Raw genomic sequence first — 16,511 nt, forward strand, 5'->3', positions numbered from 1 at the left:
CCCCACTGATCGAAGGCATCAGCGCGGGCCCGCTCGGCTGATCGATTACGGTGATTGAATCGATGTCCCTGTCGTCCTGAGGCGGTCCCCCTTGCGCGTCCCCCGTCCCTCCCTCGGTGCCACTGCGGACGTCGTCGGCCTGGCCCTTGCCGCCCTCGCCGTGATCTCCTTCGTCGTCGGGCAACTGGGCTGGCTGCTCGGCCTCAGCTGTGCGGCCGTCGCCGTCGGTGGTCTCGCGCTGGTGGTGTCCTGGCAACGGCGACGTCCGATGCTGACGGCTGTGGCCGTACTCGTCGTCGGGCTCGGTGCCGGCGGTGTCGGTGCCGTAGCGGCCTCGGCCTCGGCGGCTGACACAGCGGCGGGAGCGGAGCTGCGCTTCAACCCTCAACTGGACCCGGTGCCGTACTGCCAGTCCTACTCCGGCACGGGCACCGTTCCCGACGGCTACCAGTTGCTGATCTTCGACCGTGCCAGCGGCAGCGGCGACCCGTACTACTTCCACAAACAGGCCGAGAAAACCGACCGGGGCTGGGTGGCGCGGACGATCGGGATCGGCCTCGAGCCGGCCGCCGCCGAGCCGGATCGTGACCGCGGCGCCCGGATCGACCTCTTCGCCCAGCTGGTCACCGAGGAGACCGCCCGAGTTCTGCGCGACCGCGCCAACATCGCCATCTTCCCCGAGAGCCCCGCCGCGCAATGGTTGCTGCGCGAGCTACCGGGCCGGACCACGGACACTCTGCAGTTGGTACGCGCGGCCGGCCCCGGCACCTGCACACCCAACTGACATCGCCGTTCTCGGCGGCGCGGGCCGAAAAATCACTGCGCTCGACAACCGGGATTCCCACGAGCGTGGCCTGCTCGAAGGGATCCTCGAACGGCTACTGCTGAACCTGCCCACCTCGATCGACCACAGCAGCGAGGTCTGCCGGCTCTGCAGCCTGCAAGATGGCCCCGCCGACCGCTGCCCGGTCGAGGACCGATACCAGGAGTACGTCAGGCAGCAGCACTGAGCCCTGCGGGGGCCGAACAACATCACCCCTTCGACCTCGACCCTGACGCCCGGACCGGCGGCCTCAAGAAGGGCGCCGGCTTCCTCGCTGGGAGGAAGCCGGCGTATTGCCGGTGCCCGGCAATGGTGGTGCGGGTTTACGAGCGACGGGTGACGAAGATGTCGTCCTTGCCGTTCGTGTCGTTCGTGACGAGGTTCGTGGCCGCGGCCCGGTAGAAGGCGAGGCGGCCGTCGTGGCTGAGCACGCCGCTGTCCGCGCCGTCGGCCTCGGCGCCCGAGCTGGTGACGGACACGCGCTCGGTGATGCCGCTCGTCCGGTCGTACACGAAAAGGTCGCCGGTGTAGTTGGTGTCGCCGGCGACGATCTGGCCGGAGTTCGACCAGAAGGCGATCGAACCGCCGTCACCACTGACCGCCGGGGAAGACGCCCAGCCCGAGCTGAGGGGCTCGCCGCTCGCGCGGCGGGAGACCAGAGTGGTCGTGCCGGTGACGGTGTCACGCACGTACACGTCGATGTCCTCGTTGACGTCGGCCGGGTCGAACGCGCCGGTGGTGGAATAGCTGACGTACCGGCCGTCGGCGCTGACCGACGGGTCGCTGTAGATCCAGAAGTCGGTCAGCTGCGAACCGTCGCTCGTCACGGTGATCCGCTGGATGTCGCCGGTGGTCAGGTCCTTGAGGAAGATGTCCTCCGCGTCGTTGGTGTCGCCGGGCACCAGGTTCGTGGCGCTGGAGGCGAACGCGACGTGCCGGCCGTCGGCGGTGACGACGCCCTTCGAGCTGGACCGGTCCCCCTGCGTGCCGTCGGCGGAACTGGAGGCGATCTTCGTCTCACCGGTCTGGCGGTCGTGGAGGAAGACGTCCCCGTACCAGCCGTTGGCGTCCGGCACGATGTCCTCGGAGCCGGACGCGAACGTCACGTACCGGCCGTCGCCGCTGATGGTCGGGAACATGCCGCCCCGCGCCCCGGCCGGAATCTGCTCGGTCGCCCGGGCGACCCGGTCGTACACCTGGACCTTCGGCGGTTCCGCGCTCGTGCCGGTCCACGAGTAGTAGGTGACGAACCGGCCGTCGGCGCTGATCCGCGCACCGCCGGAGTTGCCCGGCAGAGGCCCGCCGTCCGCGCCGCGGGAGATCAACTCCAGGGAGCCGCTGCCACGGTCGGTGAGGAAGATGTCGTACTTACCGTTGTCGTCGTCGGACGTCAGGTTCGATGCCTGCGACTGGAACACCACGAACCGTCCGTCGGCGTCGACGGACGGCAGGATGGAGTTCTCGTTGCCCTGGGTACCGTCCGCCGTGACCGACACCAGGTCGGTGGCGAGGACGGCGGCATGGGCGGGTGCCGGGAGTGCGATCACGAGCGCACCGGTGACGGTGAGACAGCACAGACGCGCGGACAGAGTGCGGCGCATAACTGGTGGTTCCTTTCCCCGTTGGCGTTGCTGCCTCGGACACACCGGGATCGGGTACCGAGGCCCGCGCGACGATATCAGCTTCAGTGAATGTAATGAGGGGGACGGGACCTCAAGAGGAGGCTGCGAGCGTCGATCGGGAGTTGGCGGTAGTTCTCCCGGACAAGTACAAGGCGTTCATGATGCGCTACGGCGGAGGTGTCTTCGGCTTCGTCGAATTGCTTCCGCTCATACCTGTGCCCTCAACGAGTGACGACCTGCGTACCGTCAATGTCCGAGAGTTCGCCGACCGTCGCTTCGTCGCTGTGGCCCCGGTCGGCACCGGCGACCACTGGGGCTTCCCGGTGACCGACGGCCGCTGCAGTGAGCAGGTCTGGTTCCATTTTCACGACGCCGGCGGCCATGAACCCGTCGCAGCAGACTTCCTCGATTTCATGGCCGAGTACGGGCTGAGGAGTTCCAGCGATCGAGCGCTGGAGAGCCGTCGATCCCGGTAGGCCGGTCACGTGCCTGAGGCGCCGAACACGCGAACTGCGGCAGCTCCGGATGTTCGGTTCAAGCGATTCGGCGTTCTGTTGAGCCACTTCCACTTCGGTGATCCCGGACCATGACCTCACCGGCCCCGGCCGCCTCCGCACAGCAAGGGCTGTGCACGTCAAGAGCCGCGATGTCAGTCGTGATGACGGATGAGCCGAAGAAGGCGGCATCAAGCGTGAAGGCCACCCGGGTGCCGGCGCCCGAGGGAGCGTCGAACTCTGTGGGCGGCTCGACCGGACGCAACCCGGCAAGAGTCTGGCGGAAACCCCGGCCGGCTCGCCACACCTCCACCACAGCTCGCGAACTCACCGCTGCCGCGGCAGCGCTCGACCAGCGTTCAGCGGTCAGCAACGACCCCTCGTAACCCAGCCGGGGCAGGCCGGGCTCGGTAAGGGTGTCCGCCTGGTCGTCGGTCACCGCGAAGGCGAGGTCCGCGTTGATGTCCGCGACGACGTGCGGAGTGTGGCTGGCGGCCACCTTGGCTGCCGGATGGAATGCGTGGCCGACGACCGCGCGCAGCACCTCGGTTGCCAGACGCGGATCGCCCCGGCCGACGCCGAAATACATGCCAGGCCGCTTGCGGACGGAGTCAGCCATCGTCAGGACCGTGATGTTCGCCGCGCTGTAGCAATGCTCCGTCACCCGCCAACGCTATACCGGCGAGCGGTGCTCGTTCATCGACCTTCAGCGCGCCTCGGATGCCATGCGAGGAGGACCAGGGCGACGGATGTCAGCGCGCTGGTCACGGCAGATCCGTAGTCGCTACTGACCCTTGGCGGCGGTTGTGCGCGCTTCGACTGGTAGTGCTCGATGGTGGCGCCACGCGGTCAGAGCCTCCTCGCGGGTGCCGTCCGGATGGTCGTGTCGCCAGGTGCGGAGAAAGGCGTTGAGTTCGAATTGTGCGCCGATCGGTTGGGGTTGGCCCGCCGCACCGCGGGTGGCGTGCCAGTGTGCCACTGCTTCACCAAGGGTCCGGCCGTTGCCGCTGGCGATGAATGCGCGCATGAAGGCGTCGAACGTGAATGCGGGGCCGATCTCCCGCTGAAAGTGGTCGCGAAGTACCTGACTACAGCGTTGCCCTGCTGGGATGACGGTCTGGTTCGTGACCGGGGCGCTCAATTGCCGGCCTGAGATGCGTGGGCCTGGCGGCGAGGGAGCCGGCGCTCCGTCGAGGATGGCAGCAAGACGATCGGTCAAAGCCTGCTTGCCGCCGCCGCGCGGAACGGCGAGTTCACGAGCGAGAGCCGTCAGTTCCTGCAGGGTCCAATACCACCGGCGCAATTCAGCGCCGGTCAGCGTTGCCGACAGCGGGGGCCTTGTCTCGGACATGGCGTCGAGGATGCCAGGAGGGTACGACAGAAAGCGGCCCCGGCGGCCGGACGAGTCGCCGATGCGCGCTCGGGCAAGCCTTCGGCCGGTGCCGTCAACCCGGTCGCCCTCGCTTACCCCAATCGGTCAGAATGCGAGACCGGCACGCGACCTGTGGCCGGTATTCCTGCTCGGCGTAACGGAGCTGGGGCGGCATGTGGAAGGTGATGGAGGTCCAGCGCGGGCTCGCCCGCAAGGCCGCGGCTGATCCCGGATTCGCCGAGTTCGGCGCTGCGAAGTGATCCTGGTTGTCACCGGCGCGGCCCGGGGCGAGGTGTGGATGGATGATCGCGGCGCGGACAACGGACTTGCACCGCTGGCGGATTTCCGGACCTGGTATCTCGGTTGGTTGGAAGGCAGCAGATGAGACGACCGGTGGCGGGGTCAAGCGCCGGCCTCGCTGCGCAGCGAGGTCGCGGTTATCAGAAGTTCCGCGGCGTCCCTGTCGCCGACGACCGAGATCGCGGGCAACCGCGCGAGGGGGGTGCCGCCGATGATGCAGGCTTTCCAGTCCCGGGTGGAAGCAGCAACGGCCGCGTCGGTGATGCCCGGTTCGTCCACCCGGTCGATCGTGGTGGCGTCAGCCGTCATGACGGCGTGGTAGTGCACGGGCGAGAGGCTTTCCTGGCGGGAGTCCGTCAGCGCCAGCGACACCGTCCGGGGGCCGGGATGGTGGTGGGCAGGGCGGGCATGGGTGCGCATGGCTAGGACCAGCGTGTCCGGGCTCATGTCGGCGTCGAAGGGCATCGAAGGTGATTGCACGGCCCATGCCGACAGGGTCGAGTTGACGGCCTCGAGTTGACGGCCCCAGTCGGTGAGTTCGTAGACGTCGACCCGGCCCGGTCCGGGTAGACGACGTTGCACGGCGATCCCGTACGTGGTCAGCTCCTGGAGCCTTCGGGTGAGAATGGCCGGCCCGATCCCGAGTACGTCGCGCTGCAGGTCGGCGAAGCGCTTCGGTCCTAGCAGCAGCTCGCGCACCACGATCATCGTCCACCGCTCGCCGATGAGGTCCAGTGCGTGCGCAGCCGCGCAGCCGTCGTTGTAAGAGCCATAGCTCCGCCGGGACACCATCCGCCCATGGTACTACTGTTAAAGTAGCGCCCACTATTGATCTGGTAGCACGGTCCCGGTGATCGCTGCCGACCGGCGACCCGCAACCGAAAGGATGCGTGCCATGACCCACGCGACCGGCACCGGGCTCTGGGACTTCATCCGCGCCGCGCGCCGATCCCTGGCAGACGACCTGTCCGGCCTCGACCCCGCGGGATGGCACCAACCGACCTTGTGCACCGGCTGGGACGTGGAACACGTCGTCGCCCACCTGACCGCCGCCGCCACGATCGGCCGGTGGCGATGGATCCGCAGTATCCTGCTCGCCGGTTTCAGGCCCGCCGTGCACAACGAACGCCGCCTGCGCGAGCATCTCGGGTCCACTCCCGCAGAGACACTCCGCCGATTCGAGGCCATCGTCGACGCGACGGTCGCCCCCTCCGGGGACACGGCCGCATACCTGGGCGAGGTACTCGTCCACAGCCAGGACATCCGGCACCCCTTGGGCATCGGCACGGAACCGGACGTCCGGGCGCTCACCGCAGTGGCCGACTTCTACGCCCGGCGCGACTTCGCCGTCCCCAGCAAGACTCTCGCGTCAGGGCTGCGACTGACAGCAACAGACGGCCCGTTCACGGCGGGAGAGGGCGCAACAGTTTCCGGAACGACCCTGGCACTGGTGATGACGATGGCCGGTCGGCGCGCATACATCGAGCACCTGGAGGGCGAGGGCCGCGACATGATCATCGACCGGCTCGGATAGCGGGCGGCGCTGTCCAACGCAATGCTGCCGCCTCGGGCCATCGGCAAGGTCCCGCATCGGTCAGAGGGAGCGCGCTTCACGGCTTTGCGGTCGCGGCAGGGGAAAGAGGGTGCTCAGTCTGCGGAGGGCTTCGCTGTCGCCGGTCGCGGAAGCAGCGCCGTTCTCGATCGCCTGAGCGAGGGTGAGTTCGTGGCCGGTGATGCGGAGGAACGCGTCGTTGCTGATCGTGATGGTTGCGTCCGGGCGCTGGGCGGGTCCGTGCACCGTCTCGATCGTTCGGTCGTCGACGCGCGCATGGAAGGGTTCGTCGCCGACGCGGAACTCGTACACCGCGCGGAGCCCGGCGGCGGCCTCGGCGTCGAAGCAGGCCCGCAGGCCCAGTAACGCCCAGCCGGGGTGGAACGTCTCGGTCTCGCGCCGCTCCCCCATCGCCCATTTCAGGCCCCACCGGGCTAGCGACAGGATTGCCGGGCTGAGTTCCTCGCCGGCTTCGGTGAGGGCGTACGCCGGTGTGCGAGCCGGTGGCGGCAGGGTGACCCGGCGTGCGAGCCCCTCGTGTTCCAGGTGTTTGAGCCGGGCGGCGAGCAGTCCGGTGCCGAGACCGCGCAGGCTGGCCTGTAGATCGCCGAACCGTTTGGGGCCGGTCAGCAGCTCGCGGATCAGCAGCAGGGTCCAGCGTTCGCCGACGAGATCGAGGGTGCGCGCGGTCGCGCAGTACTGGTTGTATGTTCGCTGCTCCACTTCATTACTTTAGACTTCGCGCTTCTCGTTTCCGGAGCGGTGAGCTCGGAGGAGCATCCGGGCCAGGTGGTCCGGATGGGTGAGCATCACGTCGTGCGGTCCGTCCAGCGCGAGCGTTCGATAGCCCAGGTCCGCGCCGAATCGGTCGAACGGATAGGACTGCGGCCGGCAGTGGATGGCGGTTCCGGTGATCCGGTCGACGGCTCCGGTCAGACGAGTCGGCTCGGTGAACGTGCGCAGCGGCTGCGAGACCATGCGCTCGGTCAGCAGAGCTGCGGTGTCCGGGTCGTGGATGCCGAACGCGGCCGGCGGTGGGGCCGGTATCCGATGGCCGCCGCCGAATGTCTCGGCGGCGGTGCGGACCGCGTCGACGAAGGACTCGGGGGCCAGGCTGAACATGCTGGAGCCGTCGGGACCCGCCCATCCGTCCACGAGGACGATGTGGCCGACGGCGCCGGGTCGCGCGTCGGCCGCCTCACGGACGACCAGGCCCGCGTAACTGTGGCCCACCAGCACGACGTCGCCCTCCGCGACGCTGTCGAGAACGGCGATGACCGTTCGGGCGTGATCGTGGAGCCCCTGATCGCCGGCGGCACGGAGATCGGGAGTGAGGGTGCGAGCTCCGGCGGCCTGCAGCACCTTTTCGACGTGGCTCCACGCCCACGGACCGTGCCAGGCGCCGTGGACCAGGACGAAGGTGGTCATCCGGATCTCTCCTTGCTTCGCCATCGCCTCTCCCGTCATCACCGCTGAGCCTAGCCGTTGACTTCTGGATTTTGAAGTGCGAGGTTCAGATATCGGTAATTACGAACAAGAGTTGAGGATGACTACACCGCTGTACACGGCCCGGGCGCACGTCGCCGGAGGCAGGAACGGGCGCGGGCGCACCGCGGACGGACAGTTGACCCTGGATTTGCGGCACCCCAAGGAGTTGGGCGGCGACGGTACGGGCGTCAACCCCGAGCAGCTCTTCGCGGTCGGCTACGCCGCGTGCTTCGGCGCGACGCTCGCTCTGGTCGGTCAGAGCGGCCATCTCCGAGCGGACGACGCGGAAATCGACGCGTCCGTCTCGTTGATCCCCGGCGACGGCGGCCGTTTGCGGCTCGAGGTCGAGTTGGACATCGGGTTGCCGTCCGTCACCGATGAGCAGGCAGTGGCTCTGACCCGGGCGGCCGAGCAGGTCTGCCCGTACTCCAATGCCACCCGCGGCAACATCGACGTGGCGTTGACGGTCAACGGCACACGGCTGTGACACCGGACCCGCTCCCCTGCCACCCAGGGGAGCGGGCTGCGTGCGGGTGATGTCTTATCCGCAGTCGAATTGATAGTCGAATGGTCGAGTCGGGCACTTGGTGCAGACGAACAGGTAGATCCCGCCGGCATCGCCGAGCATCAGGCCGGCTCGCACCGAGGCGGGCGGGCCGACGCCACCGCACCTGCGGCCGCGGCGCGGCGAACGGTTCATGATCGAACGGGCGCCACAGCACCTGCAGCACATCCATGCCGTCCGGGAACGGCAGCTCGGGAAGGAAACTCCCGCGGCACGTTGACAGGTCCGGGCAGTGTGGTGTGCACGCCCGCGATCCTAGACATCGGTCACCGCCACTTCCGGCCGCGAACGGGTAGCCGATCTCATACCTACCGCACCTATGCCTGGAGCGGATGCCACTCGCCGAGCTCGCCGGCCCGTCCAGTACGGAGATAGGCCTGCACCAGGGCCCATGCGCGGTGGACATCCATGACGACGTCGCCGGTGAACCGTGCCAGTTCGTCTATCACCGGCACCTGGACGTATGCCTCGTGCGGCACGGTGCCGTCCCCGGCGAGCAGAAAGGACTGGGCGTACGGGTCAACGACGAGCATATGAACAACCGCGTACTCCCCGCGGAAACCGATAGTCAACTGCGGCGACTCGACGTTCCCATGCTTGACTTCGATGTAGCCACGGATGCGGCGGCGGCGCAGCTGGCGGAAGTGATGGTCCAGCTCCGCCGGGCCGGAACGTACCGGTGCCGGGCGGAATCGGCGCGACCTCAGCTCCGTCGCGGACCAGACGACATCCATCGCCGGAGTGTAGAGGTCCGCACTCTGACGTCACCGCCAGCAGGTGTTCGCGTGACAGAGCGCCGGGCACGGCCGACCGTCAAGCCACCGGACATGACGGCCTCGCTGAAGGCGCGACTTCTCGGCAGCAGTCGAGGGCGTCGGCGCGGCTGATTCAATGGTCACGTGAGTCGCGTGGAGGTTCGTTGTGCCGACATCACCCTGTCCTGCGTCGACAGCGGATCGGGTCACCCGGTGGTCCTGCTCCATGGCCTGGCCGGGAGCGCACAAGAAATGCTGCCTATCGCGGAATCTCTCCTCCAGCGCGGCTGTCGCTTCATCGCGGTGGATCAGCGTGGTCATGGCTTCTCCACTCGCCGCCCGCGAGACCTGTCACGCGAGGCGTACGTCCGCGACGTGGTGGCCGTGGTCGAGGAACTCGCCGCCGGCGGTCCGGTGTCGCTGGTGGGCCAGTCGATGGGCGGGCACACGGCGATGCTGGTGGCGGCTCGGCATCCCGCCCTGGTGCGCCGGCTGGTGATGCTGGAAGCGGGTGTCGGCGGTGGTGACGACGCCGCGAGCTACCCGGCCGAACTCGGTGACTGGTTCAGGTCGTGGCCGGTTCCGTTCGCGAATGCCGCGGCGGCAGCCGAGTTCCTCGGCTCAGCCCCGATCGCCCGATCCTGGGTCCGTGACTTGGAAGATCGCCCCGACGGGCTGTGGCCGCGCTTCGAACCAGACGTCATGCAAGCAGCGATCACCGCCGTGGCGGAACGATCGCGGTGGGAGGAGTGGCAAGCAGTCGAGGCTCCCACCATGCTCGTCCGCGGCGGGAACGGCACCCTGCCGGCGGCCGAGGTCCGGCAGATGCTGGCGTTACGCCCCGACGTTCGGCATGTCGTCATTCCGGATGCCGGCCATGACGTACACCTGGAGCAACACGACGCGTCGGTACAGGTTCTGTTGGAGTTCCTCGACTGCTGACGAACCCCGGAGACGCCACTTCAGCGCCTCGGCCCGGGCCGCTGCTACGCGGCGGCCGGACCGCACCCCGGACAGGATGCGCCGCCGCCTCCGAAGACGACCGCGGCGCCCGTCTCGGCGGCGATCCGGTCGGCCAGGGCGGTTGAGAACACCTCGGGCACCCGTGTCGACCAGCCCCGGCCACAGCTCCTCGCTCTGCACCAGCAGACGATGCCCCGCCCAGCACGTTGTGCCGGGCCGGTGAGCACCGGCCCGGCGCAGGCGCGTGCGGGTGGATCAGGAAAGACGCCAGTTGTGGTACACCGAGCCGCTGCACGGAACGGTGTAGACGTCGCCCAGTGATCCGTTGCCGCGGTTACTGCTCAGGCACCAGCCGGTCTCGTTGCTGATGATCTGGAAGTAGCCGCCGGGGACGGTGCCCGTGACACGCCGCCATTTGTGGTATGGGGAGCCGGTGCAGGCGGTGGTGAAGACCTTCCCTGAACTGCCGGTACCCCAGTTGCTGCTCAGGCACCAGCGGCTCTCGTTGTTGTGGATGGTGCCGACACCGTCCTGGATGTACCACTCGTGGTATTCCGAGTCGCTCGGATGAGCGGTGTAGACCGGCCTCTGCGGTTTGTCGGCGTCGTTGGTGCTGAGTTCCCAGCCGGTGCCGACGTTGGTGATGGTGCGGATGATGTCGGCCTTGGCCGGTGATGGATCGATGAAGGTAAGGACACTGACGGCCAGGGCGAGCAGCGCCGTCAGAATGGCTGTCCGCTGCATGGCGGAAACCTCGAACGATCGTGACATCTGAGTACCCCCGTTGGTGATCAACGATGCTCGATGAGCCTCACGGGCGATGCTTAATCAGGGGTGAACACAGTAAACCGCCCGAACGATCGGATGGCAGCCATTCAGTCCCTTGTGGATAACTACGGTGGCCGGATTCGGTTGCGTCCTCCAGTCGTGTGCCGCCGTCGAGGCGGCTGACGCCGGACGTGATACGCCGCGCCGCCTGTTGGCCGTACCCGCCGAGCCGGCGGTGACGGGCGCAGGCTCGGAACAGATGTCTCTGCCGGCCGGTCAAGGAACCGCTCGCGTAAAGGTGCCACCATTCGGGCCATCGCCGGCGAACTCAGCCTGTCCAGGCGGAACTCCGCGAGCGCGGATACCGCGGCAGCACCTACCACGCCATCGGTCGCGGAGCGGGATCCGCCGAGGTCACGCCGCGGGCAGGCGGACCTCGAACTGGCAGCCGCGGCCGGTGTTGCGGACGCCGACCCGGCCGCCGTGTGCTTCGACGAGGCCTCGGACGATCGCCAGGCCCAGACCGCCGCCCGCGGAGCCGTTCGCTCCGGGTGTGCGGGCGCGTTCGCCGCGGAACGCGACGTCGAAGACACGGTCCAGGTCGTTCTCGGGGATGCCACCACAGGTGTCGGAGACGGCCAGCCACACATCGTCGTGCTCGTGGCCGGCGGTGATGTGCACGGTGCCGTCCTCGGGTGTGTACCGGACCGAGTTGATCAGCAGATTGCTGACGACGCGGGCCAGCTCGCGCTCGCCGGCCCGCACCACCGGCCAGCCGCTGTCGGCGGCCACCAGCTGGATGCGGCGGCTCGCGGCGAGCGGGGCGACGCCGGCGAGAGCGTCGGAGACGATCTCCCGCAGCGGCACGGTGGTGGGTGCCAGCCGCAGCGCGCCGGCGTTGATCCGGGACAGTTCGAACAGGTCGTCTACGAGCTGGGTCATGCGGTCGGTCTCCACCCGGATCCGCCGGTGGTATTCGTCGACGGTGGCCGGGTCGCTGATGATGCGGTCCTCGAGGGCCTCGGCCATCGCCCGGAGCCCGGCCAGCGGGGTACGCAGGTCGTGTGACACCCAGGCGACGAGTTCCCGCCGTCCCGCCTCGAGCCGCCGCTCGCGGTCCCGGGCGGCCTGCGCCCAGACCGCGGAGGCGGCCAGCCGCCTGCCGAAGACCGCCCCGACGCCGAGGCTGATCAGCGCCGACGCGGTCACTGTGACGAGGACGACCCACAGGTCGTGCGGGGACAGGAACATCGCCTGGGCCACGGTGGCGACGCCGGCGACCACGGCGAGCACGGTGACGGCGAGCATCACCATCACGTGCACGAAGATCGACCGGCCACGCAGCAGGCGCAGCATCGCGGCACCGGACAGGCCGACGACGCCGCCGGCCGCGAGGGCGTACAGGCCGATGAGCAGTGTGTCGTTCACCGGGGGGCTTCCTCGTCGAGCGGGTCGTAGCGATAGCCGACGCCCCAGATGGTCCGGATGCGGCGCGGCTCGGCGGGATTCTGTTCGATCTTCTCGCGCAGCCGGCGGACGTGGACGGTCACCGTGGACTGGTCGCCGAACTGCCACCCCCACACCTTTTCCAGCAGTTCGGTACGGGACCACGCGCGTCCCGGGTGCCGCATGAGGTGCACCAGCAGCTCGAACTCGCGGACGGTCAGCGCCAGCGGTGCCCCGTTCAGCTGGGCGACGCGCCGGGCGATGTCGACGGCCAGTTCCGCGTCGACGAGCTTCACGGCGCCGGCCGGATCCGGGGTGTTCCCGGCGCTGCGGCGCAGCACCGAGCGGATCCGGAGCACCAGTTCCCGGGGCGAGAACGGCTTGGTCACGTAGTCGTCGGCGCCGACCTCGAGCCCCAGGACCCGGTCGGCCTCCTCGCCGAGTGCGGTCAGCATGATGACCGGCAGGTCGGGCAGCTGCCGCCGGATCCGGCGGCAGACCTCGAGGCCGTCGATGCCGGGCATCATGAGGTCGAGCACGACGAGGTCGGGCCGCTGGGTGGCGATCGCCGCAAGTCCGTCGGCGCCGTCGGCGGCCAGCTCGACGTCGCAGCCGTCCTGCAGCAGGTAACGCCGGACGACGTCACTGACCGTGGGGTCGTCGTCGACCACCAGCACCCGAGGTCCCATTCCCGCCACGCTACCGACCGCGTTCCGGCGAACCGTCCCCGCCGGGCCTTTCGGATTCCTTACGGCCGGGCCGCGGCCGCGACCGGTTCGTCCACGGCAGCCACCGGACCGGCGCGGCAGGCACATCAGCAGGGCCGTGCCGGTGATCAACAGCAGGACGACGATCAGATTCCGGCCGTACGGCAGCGGCAGCACCGAGGGATCGTCCGCGGACCGGCCGAAGCCGAGCACGAGCGGCGCGGCCACGAGGCTGATCGCGGCGGCACTGATGGCGGCGCCCCGCACCGCCGGCCGGTACCGGTCCGGGACGAACCGGCCGATCGCGGCTCCGGCCGTCAGCATCACGGCCATCCAGACGATGTCGTGACCGGCCACCACGCCCGCCAGGAAGATCAGCACCCCGGCCGGCGCCAGGCCCGGGTCGGTGAGGGCTCCGGCGACGGCGTACCCCATCAGCAGGACACCGGCGGCGATGAGGGCGATGCGGGTCCTCATCCCGGCTCCCCCACAGCGATCCGGGTCAGCCATTTGGTCTGCAGCACGCCGGGCCGGTTCGGGGCGATCAGCCGCGCCGGATAGCCGTGGTCGAGGTGCAGTGGTTCCCCGTTCAGCCGCAGGGCGACCAGTGTCAGCGGGTCGCGGACGTGCGGCGGCGCCACGGCCGAGGCGCGGTACCGGCCGGCCGGCTCGAGCGACTCCACCTCGACGCTCGCCCGCTCCGGGTCACCGCCCACCAGAGCCACCAGGTCGCGCAGCCGGACCCCGCTCCACCTTCCGGTGGCGCTCCAGCCCTCGACACAGGCGATCGGCAGTTCCGCGGTGTACTGCGCAAGGTTCTGGAGGGCGGCGAGGTCCAGGGTGGTGCGACCGGTGGGTCCGGTGACCACCAAGCGGTACGAAGGGCTCAGCGCGAGTGTGCGTACACCGGCATGGTCCGCGGTCTTGTTGACCGGCACCCCCTGGGGGCCGATGTCCGGACGGCGCGGCGCGAGCACCGCCAGGCCGGACAGTGGCCGGACCGTCTGGCCCGCGGTGGTCAGGGTGATCAGCCCGGCCGCGGCGGCGACACCACCGAGCAGCCGTCGCCGGCTCATCGCGTCCGGCTCCGGCTCGGGGGCGGGACCCGCCAGAGCGGCACGGACGACCGGCAGCTGTACGCCGATGTGCACCAGCAGAGCGCCGGCCGCCAGCCAGGCCACCCAGTAGTGGCCGGCGGTGAAGAAGAACGGCATCGGCGCGTACCACCGCGCGATGTTCAGGACGCCGCCGACCACCTGGAACAGTGCCGCCGCCACCAGAACCGCCACGCTCACCCGTTCGGCGGCGTGCGCGATCGACCGGATCGGCGGCCAGGTGAACAGGCGCGGGTAGACCGACCACAACTTGGCGCCGAGCAGCGGCACCGTGGCGAGACCCGTCACGACGTGCAGGCCCTGGGTGAACCGGTAGAGCCCCACCGGGCGTGACGGCCATCGGAACCAGCCCGGCGGATGTTGCACGAGATGGCTGACGAGGCCGGTCAGGAAGCAGATGCCGAAGGTGACGCCGAGCGCGATGCCGAGCAGTGCGGTCAGCCGGACCGACCGCAGCCGTGACCGGAAGACCGCCGGGCCGCCGGTCATCGGGGTGTCAGGGTGGCGAACCATCGATCCGCCTCCGTCCAGGTCTCGAGCAGGCGCATCGCGGCGCTCGCCGCCACCGCGGAGAGTTGGTCGAGGGGCACGCAGGCCCAGCGCAGCGGGCCGCCAGCCGGCCCCTGCACCGTGGCGACACCGGCCCAGGCCGGGGTGCCGGGCGCCGCCAGTTCGGCGTGGATCCGGCCGGCGGGGGCCAGCAGCTGCCGGCAGCGGTGCAGCAGCCGGCGCGGGTCGCCGCCGATGCCGATGTTGCCGTCGGCCAGCAACAGGTGCCGCCACCGGCCGGTGCCGGGCAGCGGGTCGAAGACGTCCCGCTGCAGGGCGGCCGCGCCGCGGCGCCGGGCCAGGCGGACCGCCGAGGCGCTGATGTCGATGCCGAGGGCCGGCTGTCCCGCACCGGTCAGCGCACCGGTGAGCCGGCCCGGACCGCAGCCGACGTCGAGGGTGGGCCCGGTGCAGCGCTCGAGCAGTGCGGTGTCGCCGGCGATCGCGTCCCGGCACCAGGCGGCCGGGGCGAACCGGAGTACGGCGCCGCTCGGATGACGGGCCGTGAACGTGGCGGCGACGCCGGCTTCGGCCCGGCTGATGGCGGTGTCGAAGACCGCGACGGCGTTCACCGGGCGACCGTCCCGGGTGACGGCACCGCGGCCGCGACGGCACGGGCGAACCGGCTGCCGGGCGGGCACAGCGCGGCCACGGCGCGGGCGTCGGCGGCGGTGTCGACGTCGCGCAGCCGGTCCAGCAGCCACACCCGCAGACCACGGCGGTGCAATGCGGCCAGGGTCTCCCGGCCGGTGGTCGCGGTGGAGGTCGCGATGGTTCGCACGACCGTGGCATCGCCGGGTTCGCGCAGGCCCAGGGCCCACCAGCCGCCGTCCGCGGACAGTCCGAGCACGGCGTCGTGCGTGCCGAGCATCCGCGCCGCCGCGTCGAGATGTGCGACGGCGAGTTGCGGGGTGTCCATGCCGATCAGCACCGCGGGTGCCCGGGGCACGGGTGTTCCGGAACGCGTTGGCGATGCGTTCGCCGAGCGGGCCGCCGCGCTGGCTGACCGTCGCCCAGCCGGGTGGGGCCGGATGTTCGCCGTCGAGGACGAGGACGCGGGAACCGGCCGTACCCGCGGTGACGGTGTCGAGGGTGTCGGCCAGCGCGGCGGCGGCGATCCCGGCCGCCTGTGCCGGTGTGCACGGTGGACACAGGCGTGTCTTGACCCGCCCGGGGACCGGCGCCTTGGCCAGGACGAGGATCCGTGGTCTCATCGGGCCAGCACCGCGCCCATGTCGCGGACGGCCCGCGCGGTGCCGAGCAGGGTGCCGGTCACCTTCGACCGGGTACCGGCCGCCCGCGGGTGGTAGTCGACGTCGACCTCGATCACGCGCCAACCGGCCCGGCCGGCCGCGATCAGCAGCTCCAGCGGGTAGCCGAAACGGCGGTCCCGCAGGTCCAGGGCCAGCAGATCGTCGCGGCGTACCGCCCGGATCGGCCCGATGTCGTGGAGGTCGAGCCCGGTGGTGCGGCGCAGCCGATGAGCGAGAACGGCGTTGGCGGCCCGTGCGTGCAGCGGCCACACGCCCCGGGCGGCGGGACGGCGGCGGCCGGTGCCCAGGTGTGCCTGCCCGGCCCGCACCGGATCGGCCAGTCGCGGCAGCTGCCGCGGGTCGAACGAGCCGTCGGCGTCCATCACGCACACCAGCCCGTCGGCCGGGTCGGCGGCCAGGACACCGGCGTGCACGGCGGCGCCGTAGCCGGGTTCGCGCACGGTGATCACCTCGGCCCCGCAGGCGCGGGCCACCTCGGCGGATCCGTCGGTCGAGCCGTTGTCCACCACGATCGGCCGGTAGCCGGCCGGCATCCGGGCCAGCAGGCCGGGCAGGGCCGGGGCCTCGTCACGGCAGGGAAGAACCACATCGGTCATGCGGCGGACGCTAGGTCAGGATCGGCGGGCAAGGTCTTACGTGCCGATGACGAAGTCTTACGAACCTCTGACGGTACGCCGCGGACCGGGTCCGCCGGCCGTTTCCGGCTCTAGCGTCGGCG

At 70.0% G+C, this 16,511-nt stretch carries 18 protein-coding genes and 1 pseudogene; 5 read left to right on the forward strand and 14 right to left on the reverse strand.

The genetic code is table 11. From position 1 onward, the window contains the following. Positions 1-91 precede the first annotated feature (91 nt). Entirely contained in the window at positions 92-784 is a 693-nt protein-coding gene (locus tag AB0G04_RS25645) for a hypothetical protein (protein ID WP_360987456.1), read from the forward strand. A gap of 362 nt (positions 785-1,146) precedes the next feature. On the opposite strand, the gene AB0G04_RS25650 is transcribed toward AB0G04_RS25645, so the two are convergent. After that, positions 1,147-2,424 (reverse strand): hypothetical protein, encoded by a 1,278-nt coding sequence (locus AB0G04_RS25650; protein WP_360987458.1) that lies wholly within the window; start codon positions 2,422-2,424, stop codon positions 1,147-1,149. Between the two features lie 95 nt (positions 2,425-2,519). Here AB0G04_RS25650 and AB0G04_RS25655 point away from each other — a divergent pair, with 95 nt between their 5' ends. Next, complete coding sequence (locus tag AB0G04_RS25655; RefSeq protein ID WP_360987460.1) at positions 2,520-2,921, forward strand: SMI1/KNR4 family protein; 402 nt, start codon at positions 2,520-2,522, stop codon at positions 2,919-2,921. A 58-nt stretch (positions 2,922-2,979) separates the two neighbouring features. Here AB0G04_RS25655 and AB0G04_RS25660 read toward each other — a convergent pair whose 3' ends face one another. The 3 genes from AB0G04_RS25660 to AB0G04_RS25670 form a co-directional block, all read right to left on the reverse strand. Next, positions 2,980-3,558, reverse strand: coding sequence for a hypothetical protein (locus AB0G04_RS25660; RefSeq protein ID WP_360987462.1), 579 nt, complete (start codon positions 3,556-3,558; stop codon positions 2,980-2,982). 165 nt (positions 3,559-3,723) lie between these two features. Beyond that, entirely contained in the window at positions 3,724-4,290 is a 567-nt protein-coding gene (locus AB0G04_RS25665; protein WP_360987464.1) for a DUF6434 domain-containing protein, read from the reverse strand. A gap of 423 nt (positions 4,291-4,713) precedes the next feature. Continuing rightward, positions 4,714-5,403: a helix-turn-helix domain-containing protein gene (locus AB0G04_RS25670; RefSeq protein ID WP_360987466.1), complete on the reverse strand. Its 690-nt coding sequence runs from the start codon at positions 5,401-5,403 to the stop codon at positions 4,714-4,716. 103 nt (positions 5,404-5,506) lie between these two features. Here AB0G04_RS25670 and AB0G04_RS25675 point away from each other — a divergent pair, with 103 nt between their 5' ends. Further along, positions 5,507-6,145, forward strand: coding sequence for a maleylpyruvate isomerase family mycothiol-dependent enzyme (locus AB0G04_RS25675; RefSeq protein ID WP_360987468.1), 639 nt, complete (start codon positions 5,507-5,509; stop codon positions 6,143-6,145). Between the two features lie 60 nt (positions 6,146-6,205). On the opposite strand, the gene AB0G04_RS25680 is transcribed toward AB0G04_RS25675, so the two are convergent. Then, positions 6,206-6,886 (reverse strand): winged helix-turn-helix transcriptional regulator, encoded by a 681-nt coding sequence (locus AB0G04_RS25680; protein ID WP_360987470.1) that lies wholly within the window; start codon positions 6,884-6,886, stop codon positions 6,206-6,208. 9 nt (positions 6,887-6,895) lie between these two features. Continuing rightward, on the reverse strand, positions 6,896-7,615 hold the full coding sequence (locus AB0G04_RS25685; RefSeq protein WP_360987472.1) for an alpha/beta hydrolase: 720 nt from the start codon (positions 7,613-7,615) through the stop codon (positions 6,896-6,898). Between the two features lie 94 nt (positions 7,616-7,709). On the opposite strand from AB0G04_RS25685, the gene AB0G04_RS25690 reads away from it, so the two are divergent. Beyond that, positions 7,710-8,138 (forward strand): organic hydroperoxide resistance protein, encoded by a 429-nt coding sequence (locus AB0G04_RS25690; protein ID WP_360987474.1) that lies wholly within the window; start codon positions 7,710-7,712, stop codon positions 8,136-8,138. 395 nt (positions 8,139-8,533) lie between these two features. Here AB0G04_RS25690 and AB0G04_RS25695 read toward each other — a convergent pair whose 3' ends face one another. Next, positions 8,534-8,950 carry a hypothetical protein gene (locus tag AB0G04_RS25695; RefSeq protein WP_360987476.1) on the reverse strand — a complete coding sequence of 139 codons (417 nt, stop codon included), beginning with the start codon at positions 8,948-8,950 and terminating at the stop codon, positions 8,534-8,536. Positions 8,951-9,115: 165 nt separating this feature from the next. Between AB0G04_RS25695 and AB0G04_RS25700 the strand changes: the two genes are divergently transcribed. Beyond that, positions 9,116-9,913: an alpha/beta hydrolase gene (locus tag AB0G04_RS25700; protein WP_360987477.1), complete on the forward strand. Its 798-nt coding sequence runs from the start codon at positions 9,116-9,118 to the stop codon at positions 9,911-9,913. Positions 9,914-10,189: 276 nt separating this feature from the next. Here AB0G04_RS25700 and AB0G04_RS25705 read toward each other — a convergent pair whose 3' ends face one another. The 7 genes and pseudogenes from AB0G04_RS25705 to AB0G04_RS25735 form a co-directional block, all read right to left on the reverse strand. Next, complete coding sequence (locus AB0G04_RS25705; protein WP_360987479.1) at positions 10,190-10,678, reverse strand: ricin-type beta-trefoil lectin domain protein; 489 nt, start codon at positions 10,676-10,678, stop codon at positions 10,190-10,192. Positions 10,679-11,116: 438 nt separating this feature from the next. Continuing rightward, positions 11,117-12,058: a HAMP domain-containing sensor histidine kinase gene (locus AB0G04_RS25710; RefSeq protein WP_360987684.1), complete on the reverse strand. Its 942-nt coding sequence runs from the start codon at positions 12,056-12,058 to the stop codon at positions 11,117-11,119. A gap of 68 nt (positions 12,059-12,126) precedes the next feature. Beyond that, complete coding sequence (locus AB0G04_RS25715; protein WP_360987686.1) at positions 12,127-12,837, reverse strand: response regulator transcription factor; 711 nt, start codon at positions 12,835-12,837, stop codon at positions 12,127-12,129. 491 nt (positions 12,838-13,328) lie between these two features. Continuing rightward, positions 13,329-14,483 carry a molybdopterin-dependent oxidoreductase gene (locus AB0G04_RS25720; RefSeq protein WP_360987481.1) on the reverse strand — a complete coding sequence of 385 codons (1,155 nt, stop codon included), beginning with the start codon at positions 14,481-14,483 and terminating at the stop codon, positions 13,329-13,331. Then, positions 14,456-15,091 carry a class I SAM-dependent methyltransferase gene (locus AB0G04_RS25725; RefSeq protein ID WP_360987483.1) on the reverse strand — a complete coding sequence of 212 codons (636 nt, stop codon included), beginning with the start codon at positions 15,089-15,091 and terminating at the stop codon, positions 14,456-14,458. The genes AB0G04_RS25720 and AB0G04_RS25725 overlap by 28 nt, the downstream gene beginning before the upstream one ends. Continuing rightward, a pseudogene (locus AB0G04_RS25730) lies at positions 15,088-15,733 on the reverse strand (TIGR04282 family arsenosugar biosynthesis glycosyltransferase). Before AB0G04_RS25730 ends, AB0G04_RS25725 begins: the two are co-directional and overlap by 4 nt. Next, complete coding sequence (locus tag AB0G04_RS25735) at positions 15,730-16,389, reverse strand: glycosyltransferase family 2 protein (RefSeq protein WP_360987485.1); 660 nt, start codon at positions 16,387-16,389, stop codon at positions 15,730-15,732. The pseudogene AB0G04_RS25730 and the gene AB0G04_RS25735 overlap by 4 nt, the downstream one beginning before the upstream one ends. Positions 16,390-16,511: the final 122 nt, after the last annotated feature.

This window comes from Actinoplanes sp. NPDC023801 (assembly GCF_040639655.1).
Taxonomy (GTDB): Bacteria; Actinomycetota; Actinomycetes; order Mycobacteriales; family Micromonosporaceae; genus Actinoplanes.